Source organism: Pseudomonas xanthosomatis (genome assembly GCF_019139835.1).
Classification (GTDB): domain Bacteria; phylum Pseudomonadota; class Gammaproteobacteria; order Pseudomonadales; family Pseudomonadaceae; genus Aquipseudomonas; species Aquipseudomonas fakonensis.
The window spans coordinates 1,219,992-1,231,697 of sequence record NZ_CP077075.1 but is presented as its reverse complement, the minus strand read 5'-3'; the positions used below and the strand labels follow the sequence as shown (position 1 = coordinate 1,231,697).

At 64.5% G+C, this 11,706-nt stretch carries 12 protein-coding genes and 1 tRNA gene; 10 read left to right on the top strand and 3 right to left on the bottom strand.

Annotation, left to right across the window (positions count from 1 at the left end):
• Positions 1–8 precede the first annotated feature (8 nt).
• A tRNA-Ile gene (locus KSS93_RS05345) sits at positions 9–85 on the top strand.
• Between the two features lie 99 nt (positions 86–184).
• Here KSS93_RS05345 and prfH read toward each other — a convergent pair.
• Complete coding sequence (prfH, locus tag KSS93_RS05340) at positions 185–805, bottom strand: peptide chain release factor H (RefSeq protein WP_217887460.1); 621 nt, start codon at positions 803–805, stop codon at positions 185–187.
• Positions 805–1,941, bottom strand: coding sequence for an RNA ligase RtcB family protein (locus KSS93_RS05335; protein ID WP_217887459.1), 1,137 nt, complete (start codon positions 1,939–1,941; stop codon positions 805–807). Before KSS93_RS05335 ends, prfH begins: the two co-directional genes overlap by 1 nt.
• A 485-nt stretch (positions 1,942–2,426) precedes the next feature.
• Between KSS93_RS05335 and KSS93_RS05330 the strand changes: the two genes are divergently transcribed.
• The gene (locus tag KSS93_RS05330; RefSeq protein ID WP_217887458.1) at positions 2,427–2,804 is read left to right on the top strand and encodes a hypothetical protein; all 378 of its coding nucleotides are present in this window, start codon (positions 2,427–2,429) and stop codon (positions 2,802–2,804) included.
• A 363-nt stretch (positions 2,805–3,167) separates the two neighbouring features.
• Here the strand turns inward: KSS93_RS05330 and KSS93_RS05325 are convergent, their stop codons facing one another.
• Complete coding sequence (locus tag KSS93_RS05325; protein ID WP_217887457.1) at positions 3,168–3,857, bottom strand: CatB-related O-acetyltransferase; 690 nt, start codon at positions 3,855–3,857, stop codon at positions 3,168–3,170.
• A 147-nt stretch (positions 3,858–4,004) separates the two neighbouring features.
• On the opposite strand from KSS93_RS05325, the gene KSS93_RS05320 reads away from it, so the two are divergent.
• The 8 genes from KSS93_RS05320 (at position 4,005) to pqqB (ending at position 11,690) form a co-directional block, all read left to right on the top strand.
• A complete protein-coding gene (locus KSS93_RS05320; protein WP_217887456.1) occupies positions 4,005–4,466 on the top strand; it encodes an Lrp/AsnC family transcriptional regulator in 462 nt (153 codons plus the stop codon).
• A gap of 289 nt (positions 4,467–4,755) precedes the next feature.
• Complete coding sequence (locus tag KSS93_RS05315) at positions 4,756–5,118, top strand: type II toxin-antitoxin system RelE/ParE family toxin (RefSeq protein WP_217887455.1); 363 nt, start codon at positions 4,756–4,758, stop codon at positions 5,116–5,118.
• Entirely contained in the window at positions 5,096–5,410 is a 315-nt protein-coding gene (locus KSS93_RS05310) for a helix-turn-helix domain-containing protein (protein WP_217887454.1), read from the top strand. Before KSS93_RS05315 ends, KSS93_RS05310 begins: the two co-directional genes overlap by 23 nt.
• Before the next feature lie 162 nt (positions 5,411–5,572).
• The gene (locus tag KSS93_RS05305; RefSeq protein WP_217887453.1) at positions 5,573–7,255 is read left to right on the top strand and encodes a flavin monoamine oxidase family protein; all 1,683 of its coding nucleotides are present in this window, start codon (positions 5,573–5,575) and stop codon (positions 7,253–7,255) included.
• A gap of 16 nt (positions 7,256–7,271) precedes the next feature.
• Positions 7,272–8,066, top strand: coding sequence for a carbon-nitrogen hydrolase family protein (locus KSS93_RS05300; RefSeq protein WP_217887452.1), 795 nt, complete (start codon positions 7,272–7,274; stop codon positions 8,064–8,066).
• Positions 8,067–8,152: 86 nt separating this feature from the next.
• Positions 8,153–10,456, top strand: a complete 2,304-nt coding sequence (gene pqqF, locus KSS93_RS05295; protein ID WP_217887451.1) for a pyrroloquinoline quinone biosynthesis protein PqqF — start codon at positions 8,153–8,155, stop codon at positions 10,454–10,456.
• 166 nt (positions 10,457–10,622) lie between these two features.
• Positions 10,623–10,694, top strand: a complete 72-nt coding sequence (pqqA, locus tag KSS93_RS05290) for a pyrroloquinoline quinone precursor peptide PqqA (protein WP_003243383.1) — start codon at positions 10,623–10,625, stop codon at positions 10,692–10,694.
• An 84-nt stretch (positions 10,695–10,778) separates the two neighbouring features.
• The gene (gene pqqB, locus KSS93_RS05285; RefSeq protein ID WP_217841470.1) at positions 10,779–11,690 is read left to right on the top strand and encodes a pyrroloquinoline quinone biosynthesis protein PqqB; all 912 of its coding nucleotides are present in this window, start codon (positions 10,779–10,781) and stop codon (positions 11,688–11,690) included.
• Positions 11,691–11,706 lie beyond the last annotated feature (16 nt).

The window sequence follows — 11,706 nt, the reverse complement described above, 5'->3', positions numbered from 1 at the left end:
CCTTCTGAGGGCCTATAGCTCAGTCGGTTAGAGCAGAGGACTCATAATCCTTTGGTCCACGGTTCGAGTCCGTGTGGGCCCACCAAAAACCAAAAAGCCGCGCTATTGCGCGGCTTTTGCGTTTTTGGCGGGATCGCCTACGTCGCCCGGCCTGACTTTTGCTCGGCGACTATTGGCACACAATCTACTCGTCAGCCGGCTCGAAGCGCTCACCACGAAACACCCGACGTGGATTGCCACGCTCGATGCGGTGATGGAACAACCGCCGCTGCGCGCGCAGTTCGCTGTCGAGCTGCTCTGCCTGTTGCGCCAGGCGTTGACCGATGAGCAGCAGCGCCAAGCGTTTGTTGGCGTGCTGGCTACGCTCGCTCTGTACCTTGACGCTGACACCGCTGGCCAAGTGCGTGGCACGCACTGCCGAGTCGGTGGTGTTGACATGCTGACCACCCGGCCCGGACGAACGCAAGGTCTCGAAGTGGATCTCGCTGGCCAATTCCGGTGCCGGTGGCGCAAACCGTGCGCCCCCAAAGAACCAGTTCTTGCGCGCATGCCCCGGCCGGTAGGGGCTGCTGCACGTCCATTGCAGCGAGCCCGTCCAGTGATCTGCCAGGCGCTCGGCCTGCTCGCCATCCAGTGCCAGCAACACCGAGCGCAAGGTACCGCGCCGCGGCCCCGGCTCTTCTTCGAGTACCCGTACCGCCACGGCCTGGGCATCCGCTTCGGCCTGCAGCCTGAGCAATGCCTGGGCCACTGCCAGGGCACATTCTTCCGGCCCCTGAGCCGCCGAGAGTTGCAGCAGAATCATCAGCAGCACCCTCCGCGCGTCTTGTAGGTGAGCACCGGTTTCAGTCGTGCCAGCACGCGAACCAACCCCGCTTCACGCAAGGCACCCACCACCGAGTCGATAGCCTTGTAGGCCTCCGGCGCTTCCTCGTAGATCAGCGCCCGGTCGGCGCAGATCACGCGGCTGCCTAGTGCCGTACGACTCAGTTGCTCGACGCTGTAGCGCGAGGCGAGGCGGTCCTTGCACTCGCTGCGCATCCATTTGCGTCCGGCGCCATGGGCCAGGGACAACAGGCTGCGCTCGTCGGCGATCGGCTGTACCAAATAGCTGTAGTCGCCGCGCGAACCAGGGATCACCACAGCCCCCTGATCCGACGGTGTGGCGCCTTTGCGATGCAGCCAACCATCGAGCCCGTCGACCTGCGCTGGCGACACAAGGTTGTGGTTGATGTCGAGCAGTACATCGCCATCGCCGCGCAGGCGGTCGAGCATGCGCCGGGCAATCAACTGACGGTTGGCTTCGGCAAAACGCAGCGCGCCGTCGTGCCGGCCCAGGTAATGAGTGCTGGTCTCGCTGCCCGCCTCCAGCCCGTGATGACCGAACAGGTCGACCTGCTCACGCAAGATCGCCTCGCCCAAACCACGCGAGCCGCTGTGCACCAGCAACAGCAGGTGTTTGCGCTCGACGCCCAAGGCTGCCAGGGCCGCATCGTCGTAGCTTGCATCGAGTTGCTGCAGCTCGGCGAAGTGGTTTCCACCACCAATGGTGCCGAGAGAGCGCTCGTGCCCAGTGGCAGGCAAACCGAAGCTGGCGACGGCCTCCTGCCACGTCTCGTCGAGCGGCAGGTCGAGGTTGCCAAGGCGTTTCTCCAGCTTGTCCAGATGCAGCTTGGCGGTCGGGATGTCCGTGCGCCACAGCGCCATGCCACAGCCGATGTCATTGCCGACCAGCGCCGGGTACAAACGCCCCACGCAAAAGAATGCCGCGCCGACCGGATAGCCACGCCCCGGATGCAGGTCCGGCATGCCGGCCACCCGATGCATGCCCCTTAGGCGAGCGGTGGTTTCGAGTTGTTGGATCGCTTTTCCTTCGATCCAGGTATCGTCCGCAGCAACCAATACGGCGCCGTCGGACAAATTGCGAATGCAAGTGCCCATAGTCCAATCCTGATGGGTTGAAACAAAAAAATGTTCGGATTGGCAGGCCAGAGGCCGGGCGTTGCGGTACCGCTAACCAGTAGCGGCGAATGCGTTCAAGCCAGGCGCGACCTGCAAAGGGTGATCGACTGTTGCATGATGTACCTCCTTTGCTGTCGGGTGAGAGAAGGCGGGCATCTTAGGTGTGTAATTGCCACCTTGCAACAACCTTGATCACAAAAACAATTCACTGGCGGTTCACTGGGTTTGCAGCGTCTCCAGGCAATTCATGGTCCTTTGGTCCACGGTTCGAGCCCGTGTGGGCCCAGCAACAACCAAAAAGCCGCGCTATTGCGCGGCTTTTGCGTTTCTGGCCCCTGCGCCATCGGCACACAGGCAATGTGCCTTTAGCACACCCGTCCTATTTTCTCCCTCGCGGCACCGCCCCAGAATCCCGTGCACTGCTTCGGCACCGGGTCGAAGCCCAGCATCCGAGGGAACGTCACATGAACACCAAGGGAATGATCGGGGCTCTGCTCGTTGCACCCCTGCTGGCCGCGCTTGGCGGTTGCGTAGCGCCTGGCGGGCAGCAGCAAGGTTTTGGCAGCACTCAGGCGGCCAACGCCAACTCGCCCTGCACACCATCGGCCAGCGACAATCTGATCTCCACCGGGCGCAGCCTGCTCAGCATCGCCAACTCGGTACTGGAGACCAAGCAGAACCTGAGCGGCGATTCGACCACCTACGCACAGCGGGTGAAGGCAGCCGAAAGCGCGCAGAAGGTCGAGAAGGGCAACCAGATGATGGACCAGCTGGCTAGCCTGTCGGGAAGCAGCGCTTCGCCTTGCACGGCAGCGGCCGGGCAGACCAGCGCCTCGCGTTGAACCCGGCTTACCGCATAACGGCGATGCATGGCACCGGCTGCGCCGGTGCTCGCGGTTAAAGGCACTCAAGCCCCGGAGAAATGAATTTTGCAAATGCATCACAGCGAGGGGCAGCAAGTGTCTGTTGGCTGTACCGAGCCCATCGCCGGCAAGCCGGCTGCTACAGGGGCAACACTTGCCTGAAGCCTATGCGGTCCCTGTGGGAGCGGCTTTAGCCGCGAAGCAGGCACTGCGGTGGATGGCACCGGCTTTGCCGGTGTTCGCGGCTAAAGCCGCTCCTACAGGCACCAAACAGCGCTGCGGGATGCGTGTAGCCTAACGCCCAACGATAGCTGCCAAGCCGCCCAGCAACTCGCTTACCTTCTACGCCAACACCTTCCCGCCCCGCCGCGAAATCTCGATACGTGCGTACTGCGCCTGCTCCAGCGCATCGATGCGCTCAAGGCAGGCCGCCGGGTCGTTCAGCGGCAGCTCGAGCAATTGCCGGGTGTCCTTCTCCCACCAGCGCGATGCCAGCAGGCGTTCGATCATGTCTTCAGGGTAGCGGTAGCGCATCACCTTGGCCGGGAACCCGGCCACCACCGCATAGGGCGGCACATCGCGGGTCACCAAGGCACGGGTGGCAATGATCGCGCCGGTGCCTACCTCGACACCCTCCATGATCATCGCGCCCTCGCCGATCCACACGTCATGCCCCACCCGGGCCGGGCGGCTCGGCGGCTCGTACTGCCACTGGGTGCCGGTGAACTGGAACGGGTGGGTGCTCAGCCAGTCGGTGGGGTGGGCGTGTTTCTCCTGGCCGATCACCACGCCGCTGCCGATCGAGCAATAGCGGCCGATCGAACCGACCACCTGCAACGACCCGCCACTGCGCATGTAGGTGTTGGCGCCAATCGATACCTCGAGGGTGGCCACGCTCACCTGCACGTCACCCAGGCGCACATCGCCCTCCAGCGTCAGCCGGGCGCGCTTGCCGAACGCCGAAACGCCGGTGCTGACCTTGCAGCCGTGTTGGCGGATCCAGCGCCGCCAGTACCAGTCCTTGAGACTCATGTGTCTTTCACCCTGCCATCGTCCGGGCTGCCCGATTGCAGCTGGGCGCTATCGTACCGCCTCGCCGGCGGAAAGCCAGTGCCGGCCAGGCCTTGCGCAGCCCGGCCGGGGTTCAATAGGCTAGCGGCTCGACCCAAGGGACCTACCATGCCGGCCACCTCCACCATCGCCCTCGACGACATCGACCGCCAGTTGATCGCCCTGCTGCAGATCAACGCCCGCGAAAGCGTCGCCACCCTTGCCCGCCAGCTGGGCATCGCCCGCACCACGGTGAACTCGCGCCTGGAGCGCCTGGAGCGGCACAAGGTCATCACCGGCTACGGCGTACGCCTGGGCCAGCGCCTGATCGGCGGCGGCCTGCAGGCCTATGTCGGCATAAAGGCGCAGCCGCGCTCGGGCAAGGAGATCGTGCGCCACCTCAGCGCCATGGGCCAGGTGCAGCAACTGTGTGCAGTCAGTGGCGAGTTCGATTATGTAGCCTGGCTGCACAGCGACTCGCCGGAGCAACTGGACCAGTTGCTCGACCAGATCGGCAGCCTGGAGGGGGTGGAGAAGACCACCACCTCGATCATCCTCAGCAGCAAGGTGGACCGGGGGCAGCCGGGCTGACTGCATACCATTGCTTAAACCAGGCCCTCCATGAGCACTGGCGACAGGCTGCGTAAGACAATTCTTAGTTTGCGCCGGGTCTGTAGGAAAGAAGCAGCGGCCAACACTCAGCCTGCTGCTTTAAGCCCTTCTAGTACCTCAGGAACCTCAAGAACCTTCTGTTTAGCGACATATCCGGCAACTCTCCCCACCCCCGTACTACCTGCCAATCCCATTTAGGCCCAGCTCTGTCCGCCCCATTGACGGACCGTCTATTCCACCTAAAATATACGCAGGTAACGTACACAGCATGGATGCCCGATTTGTTGAATTGCCCGCTTTCGAGCGCTATCGCCCCCAGTATCTGGACGACGAAGATTTCAGGCTGCTGCAACGGCTGTTACTGCTGCATCCGCATGCTGGTGACCTGATCAAGGGTACGGGCGGCCTGAGAAAGTTACGTTTCGCAGATGCGCACCGCCATAAGGGAAAGCGAGGCGGCACCCGGGTCATCTACTACTGGTGGACAGCCGGCCAGCAGTTCTGGCTGTTCACGCTGTACGGCAAGCAAATCCGGGACGACCTGAGCCCACCGCAACGCCAAGCCCTGAAGCAACTGCTCGAATGCGAGTACCTGAGGAGAACAAACAATGCCACGCAACATCTTCACTGAGCTCACCGAAGGCTTCGACGCTCTCGCCGGCGAGCGCACCGGCAAGCTCACCCTGCGCTCGCACAAGGTCAGCTTCGCAGAACTGGCCCCCCTGGCCCCGAATGAATTGATCGAACTGCGCCAGCGCCTGAACATGTCACGCGCGGTGTTCGCCGCTTACCTGCGCACCAACGTACGCACCCTGGAAAACTGGGAACAAGGTCGCTCGCAGCCCAATGCCCAGGCCATAGCGCTGATTCGCCTGGTGCAGAAATACCCGCAGACCGTAGATCACCTGGCTACTTTGACCTGAATCGTCATATCTACCTAAACCCTATACTTAATGACCACATACAAGGCAAATCGACCACACTCTGCATCTTATTTACGAACGCCCCGCTCCCTAAAATGACCGCCAGGCATTTCCTATACTCAGGCTCCGCCCGCAGCGCAGCCCCTCTGGCAAGGTCACCCCATGAACAAGAACAACCGCCACCCCGCCGACGGTAAAAAGCCGATCACCATCTTCGGCCCGGACTTCCCCTTCGCCTTCGACGACTGGCTTGAACACCCTGCCGGCCTGGGTAGCATCCCCGCCGAACGGCACGGCGAAGAAGTGGCCATCGTCGGGGGCGGCATCGCCGGGCTGGTGGCGGCCTACGAGCTGATGAAGCTGGGCCTCAAGCCCGTGGTGTACGAGGCCTCCAAGCTGGGCGGCCGGCTGCGCTCGCAGGCCTTCAACGGCACCGACGGCATCGTCGCCGAACTGGGCGGCATGCGTTTCCCGGTATCGTCCACCGCCTTCTATCACTACGTCGACAAGCTGGGCCTTCAGACCAAGCCCTTCCCCAACCCGCTGACCCCGGCCTCGGGCAGCACGGTGATCGACCTCGAAGGCCAGACCTACTACGCCGAGAAAGCCGCCGACCTGCCGCAACTGTTCCACGAAGTGGCCGAGGCCTGGGCCGACGCCCTGGAGAGCGGCGCGCAGTTCGGCGACATCCAGCAGGCCATCCGCGATCGCGATGTGCCACGCCTCAAGGAGCTGTGGAACAAACTGGTGCCGCTGTGGGACGACCGCACTTTCTACGATTTCGTCGCCACCTCGCGTTCGTTCGCCAAGCTGAGCTTCCAGCACCGTGAGGTGTTCGGCCAGGTGGGCTTCGGCACTGGCGGCTGGGACTCGGACTTCCCCAACTCGATGCTGGAAATCTTCCGCGTGGTGATGACCAACTGCGACGACCACCAGCACCTGGTGGTCGGTGGCGTCGAGCAGGTGCCCCAGGGCATCTGGCGCCATGTGCCGCAACACTGCGCCCACTGGCCGGCCGGCACCAGCCTCAGCGGCCTGCATGGCGGCGCGCCGCGCACCGGGGTCAAGCGCATCGCCCGCGCCAGCGACGGGCGCCTGGCAGTCACCGATAACTACGGCGATGTGCGCCATTACGCGGCGGTGCTCACCACCTGCCAGAGCTGGCTGCTGACCACCCAGATCGACTGCGAGGAAGCGCTGTTCTCGCAAAAGATGTGGATGGCCCTGGACCGCACCCGCTACATGCAGTCGTCGAAAACCTTCGTCATGGTCGACCGGCCGTTCTGGAAGGACAAAGACCCGCAAACCGGCCGCGACCTGCTGAGCATGACCCTCACCGACCGCCTCACCCGCGGCACCTACCTGTTCGACAACGGCGACGACAAGCCCGGGGTCATCTGCCTGTCCTACGCCTGGATGAGCGACGCCCTGAAAATGCTCCCGCACCCCACCGAAAAGCGCGTGCAACTGGCCCTAGACGCGCTGAAGAAGATCTACCCGAAAACCGATATCGCCGGGCACATCATCGGCGACCCGATCACCATCTCGTGGGAGGCCGACCCGCATTTTCTCGGCGCCTTCAAAGGTGCGCTGCCGGGCCACTACCGCTACAACCAGCGCATGTACGCGCACTTCATGCAGCAGGACATGCCCGCCGAACAGCGCGGCATGTTCATCGCCGGCGACGACGTGTCGTGGACCCCAGCCTGGGTCGAAGGCGCGGTGCAGACCTCGCTGAATGCGGTGTGGGGTATCATCAACCACTTCGGTGGCCACACCCACCCGGACAACCCAGGCCCGGGCGATGTGTTCCACGACATCGGCCCCATCGCCCTGGCCGACTGAGCGAAGGAGCAGCAACATGCGCATCGCCCTGTACCAAGGCACCCCCGGCCCGCTGGATGTGCCCGGCAACCTCGAACGCCTGCAACGCCAGGCCGAGCTGGCCGCCGGCCGCGGCGCACAACTGCTGGTGTGCCCGGAGATGTTCCTCAGCGGTTACAACATCGGCCTGGAGCAAGCCAGCCGCCTGGCCGAGGCCAGCGATGGCCCGGCAGCCATGCGCGTGGTGCAGATCGCCCAGGCGCAGCGCATCGCCATCGCCTACGGCTACCCCGAGCGCGGCGACGACGGTGCGCTGTACAACAGCGTGCAACTGATCGACGCCCACGGCCGCAGCCTGTGCAACTACCGCAAGACCCACCTGTTCGGTGAGCTCGACCGCGCCATGTTCAGCCCAGGCGCCGACCACTTCCCGGTGGTCGAGCTGGATGGCTGGAAGGTCGGCCTGCTGATCTGCTACGACATCGAGTTCCCCGAGAACGCCCGGCGCCTGGCCCTGGCCGGCGCCGAGCTGATTCTGGTGCCGACCGCCAACATGACCCCTTACGACTTCGTCTGCCAGGTGACCGTGCGCTCGCGGGCGCAAGAGAACCAGTGCTACCTGGTGTACGCCAACTACTGCGCCAGCGAAGGGGATATCCACTACTGCGGGCAGAGCAGCATCGTCGGGCCGGACGGCAGCCTGCTGGCGATGGCCGGGCGCGAAGAATGCCAGTTGCTGGCGGACCTTGAGCATGAGCAAATGCTCAAGGGTCGCCTGGCGTTCCCGTACCTGGCGGACCTGCGCACCGATTTGCACCCTCACAAAACCTGAACCGCAAGCGCGGTACCGTGGGAGCGGGCTTGCCCCGCGATGGGGCCGGCACAGACAACCCCGCCATACCGCGCTAGCATTGCCCCATGCCCGACACCCTCAAGCACCTCACCCTGCCCAACGGCCTGCACCTCACCCTGCGCCACGCCCCGCGCCTGAAGCGCGCCGCTGCGGCCCTGCGGGTACACGCCGGCAGCCACGACGCGCCGCCCAACTGGCCGGGCCTGGCCCACTTTCTCGAACACCTGGTCTTCCTCGGCACCCCGCGCTTTCCCTTGGAAGACGGCCTGATGCGCTACGTGCAGGGCCTCGGCGGCCAGGTCAATGCCAGCACCCGCGAACGCACCACCGACTACTTCTTCGAAGTGCCCACCGCCGCCCTCGCCGGTGGCCTGCAGCGCTTGTGCCAGATGCTCGCCGAACCGGACCTGGGGCTTGCCCGTCAGCGCCGCGAACGGGAGGTGATCCATGCCGAGTTCATCGCCTGGTCACGCAACCCCGAAGCGCAACAGCAGTTCGCCCTGCTGCAACGGGTATCGCCACGTCACCCGCTCAGCGCCTTTCATGCCGGCAACCGCTACAGCCTGGCGCTGGGCAACCCCGCCTTCCAGCAAGCCCTGACGCAATTTCACCAAGGCTTCTACCACGGCGGGCAGATCATCCTGAGCCTGGCCGGCCCGCAACCTGTGGAACAACTGGAACAGCTCGGCCGGCAGTTCGCCGCGCTGTTCGTCAAAGGGCAGCGGGTTGCGCAACAAGCCCCGCCACCACTGCTCGACCAGCCATTGGCGCCCGCCCAGGGTGACGACCAATTGTTCGCCCATGACGGCCTGCCAGCCGGCGCCGAGCAGGCCCTGGGCCTGCTGCTCAGCCACCTCACCGACACCCGTGCCGGCACCTGGCTGGCCGAACTGCGCCAGCGCGGCTGGCTGCGTGACTGCAAGGCGCAACTGCTGCATGCCCACGCCGGGCAGTTGCTGTGGCACCTCAAGCTGCAACTGGCCGAGGCCGCCAACCGTGACCAGGCCCACGCGCTGCTGTATGGCTGGTTGGGTTTCTTGCGCCAGCAAGATCACCAACGCCTCAACCACAGCTACGCCCGCCTGCAACAGCGCCAGGAACAAACCGCCAGCGCCCTGGAGCTGGCGCGCCGCGACAGCGCCGGCCAAACCTTCGACGGGCCGGGCTCGCAAAGCCTGGCGGCGCTTGACGCATTACTGGACGGCCTGCCCCACACCCACTCAGGCCAGTGGCAGCTGCCAGCGGATGAGCCCCTGCTGGACAACACCCTCAGCACGGCAGCCGCCGCGTTGCCAGCCGCCCTGACGGTCAGCGGCGATGTGCCCGCCACCCGCCAGTTCGCCGCGCTGTACCTGCGCTGGCAAGTCAGTTCGCCGCTGCGCGCACGCTTCTGGCCGATACTCGAACGCGCCCTGCAGCCACTGCAGGCGCGTGCCGAGCGGGCCTCGCTGCAACTGGGGCTGAGCTGCGTCGGGCAATTCTGGCAATTGCGTATCGCCGGGCAACCCGAGCCGGTAATCAAGGCTGTGCACGAGGCGCTCGCGCTACTGCGCTGCCCGGCCACCGAACACTGGCATGCCCCCCTTGCCACCGAACCAGCGCTGATCCCGCTCAGGGCATTGCTCAAGGCACTGCCGGGCGCCCTGCAACCTGTTGATAAGCACCCACAACCCGCCTGCCTGCTCGAGCAACCCTTGCTTGACAGCCTTTGGCAGCATGCCCGCTGGCGAGGCCTGGCGAGTGGCTTCGACAGCAGCCAGCTCGGCGCACTGGGCGCCGCGCTGCAAGGCATCATGGGCCAGCCGGGCAACCTCGCCCCGCCACCGCCCTTGCGGGGCAAGCACTGGAGGCAGGTCGATACCTCGGCCAGCGAAGCGGCGCTGCTGCTGTTCTGCCCGCTGCCAGAGGCCTTGCAAGCTGCCGGGCGCCTGCTTGCGCACCTGCTGCAAGGGCCTGTGTATCAGCGCCTGCGGGTCGAGCTGCAACTGGGCTATGCGGTGTTCAGTGCCTTTCGTCAGGTCGAAGGGGTTGGCGGGCTGCTGTTCGGCGTGCAGTCGCCCCACGCCAGCCACAGGCAGATCCTCGACCATGTGCTCGAACTGCTGCAGCAAGGCGTACGCCTGAACGCCACGGCGCGCCAGCAACTGGCCGAGCAGTTCGACGAAAACGCCATGGCCAATGCCGAGGTCAGCGAATGGCTGTGGCAGGCGCATATCGCGAAACACAATTCGGACCTTTCCTACACACGCTGGTCTATTCTGAAAGTCGAGCAGCACTCTCTGGACGTTTTGTTGCAGCAACTGATCAGCGCCCGCCACGGCTGGCTCTGCCTGGCCAATGCCGCAGCACCGGAAGCTCGCTGGCAGTAGGTGCAGGTGGATTGTTACCTGAAACGTAACAGCGCTTTTCGAAGAATTAACCTTTTAGTACAAATAATTCTTGTAAGATAGCGCAACCCCTTTCAGGGAACCTCCTGCACCAGGCGGTACCCAATGAACAGTTGTTCAACCCACCCCATCCGGAAGGAGACATCCCATGTGGACCAAACCTGCTTACACCGACCTGCGTATCGGCTTCGAAGTCACCATGTACTTCGCCAACCGCTGATCAGCCGTTCTGCGGTTCAACGCCTCGGCCCGCCGGGGCGTTTTTGTTTTCAGTTACGGTTAATTGCATAGATAGAGAGTGGCCATGCACATCCAGATTCTCGGCTCTGCCGCCGGTGGCGGGTTCCCGCAGTGGAACTGCAACTGCGTCAACTGCAAGGGTTACCGCGACGGCACCCTGCGCGCCACGGCCCGCACCCAGTCGTCCATCGCGCTTTCCGACGACGGCGAGCACTGGATCTTGTGCAACGCCTCGCCGGATATCCGCGCCCAGTTGCAGGCCTTTGCCCCGATGCAACCGGCCCGCGCCCTGCGTGATACCGGCATCGACGCCATCGTGCTGCTGGACAGCCAGATCGACCACACCACCGGCCTGCTCAGCCTGCGTGAAGGTTGCCCGCACAAGGTGTGGTGCACCGACATGGTCCACCAGGACCTGACCACCGGTTTTCCGCTGTTCAACATGCTCAGCCACTGGAACGGCGGCCTTGAGTGGAACCGCATCGAGCTTGAAGGCAGCTTCGTCATCGACGCCTGCCCCAACCTGCGTTTCACCCCCTTCCCGCTGCGCAGCGCCGCGCCGCCCTACTCGCCGCACCGCTTCGACCCGCACCCGGGCGACAACCTCGGCCTGCTGGTGGAGGACACCCGCACCGGCGGCAAGCTGTTCTACGCCCCGGGCCTGGGCCAGGTGGACGACAAGCTGCTGGCGATGATGCACGGCGCCGACTGCCTGCTGGTGGACGGCACCCTGTGGGAGGATGACGAGATGCAGCGCCGCGGCGTCGGCACCCGCACCGGCCGCGAAATGGGCCACCTGGCACAGAACGGCCCAGGCGGCATGCTCGAGGTGCTGGACGGCTTCGCGCGCCAGCGCAAGGTGCTTATCCACATCAACAACACCAACCCGATCCTCGATGAAGACTCGCCCGAGCGGGCCGAGGTGCAGCGCCGGGGTGTGGAAGTGGCCTTCGACGGCATGAGTATCGAGTTGTAAAGGCTGCCCTTGCACA

Excerpts from the sequence above, each read along its gene's own strand:
- prfH (WP_217887460.1), bottom strand. The coding sequence starts at position 805 with ATGATTCTGCTGCAACTCTCGGCGGCTCAGGGGCCGGAAGAATGTGCC.
- KSS93_RS05335 (WP_217887459.1), bottom strand. The coding sequence starts at position 1,941 with ATGGGCACTTGCATTCGCAATTTGTCCGACGGCGCCGTATTGGTTGCT.
- KSS93_RS05330 (WP_217887458.1), top strand. The coding sequence starts at position 2,427 with ATGAACACCAAGGGAATGATCGGGGCTCTGCTCGTTGCACCCCTGCTG.
- KSS93_RS05325 (WP_217887457.1), bottom strand. The coding sequence starts at position 3,857 with ATGAGTCTCAAGGACTGGTACTGGCGGCGCTGGATCCGCCAACACGGC.
- KSS93_RS05320 (WP_217887456.1), top strand. The coding sequence starts at position 4,005 with ATGCCGGCCACCTCCACCATCGCCCTCGACGACATCGACCGCCAGTTG.
- KSS93_RS05315 (WP_217887455.1), top strand. The coding sequence starts at position 4,756 with ATGGATGCCCGATTTGTTGAATTGCCCGCTTTCGAGCGCTATCGCCCC.
- KSS93_RS05310 (WP_217887454.1), top strand. The coding sequence starts at position 5,096 with ATGCCACGCAACATCTTCACTGAGCTCACCGAAGGCTTCGACGCTCTC.
- KSS93_RS05305 (WP_217887453.1), top strand. The coding sequence starts at position 5,573 with ATGAACAAGAACAACCGCCACCCCGCCGACGGTAAAAAGCCGATCACC.
- KSS93_RS05300 (WP_217887452.1), top strand. The coding sequence starts at position 7,272 with ATGCGCATCGCCCTGTACCAAGGCACCCCCGGCCCGCTGGATGTGCCC.
- pqqF (WP_217887451.1), top strand. The coding sequence starts at position 8,153 with ATGCCCGACACCCTCAAGCACCTCACCCTGCCCAACGGCCTGCACCTC.
- pqqB (WP_217841470.1), top strand. The coding sequence starts at position 10,779 with ATGCACATCCAGATTCTCGGCTCTGCCGCCGGTGGCGGGTTCCCGCAG.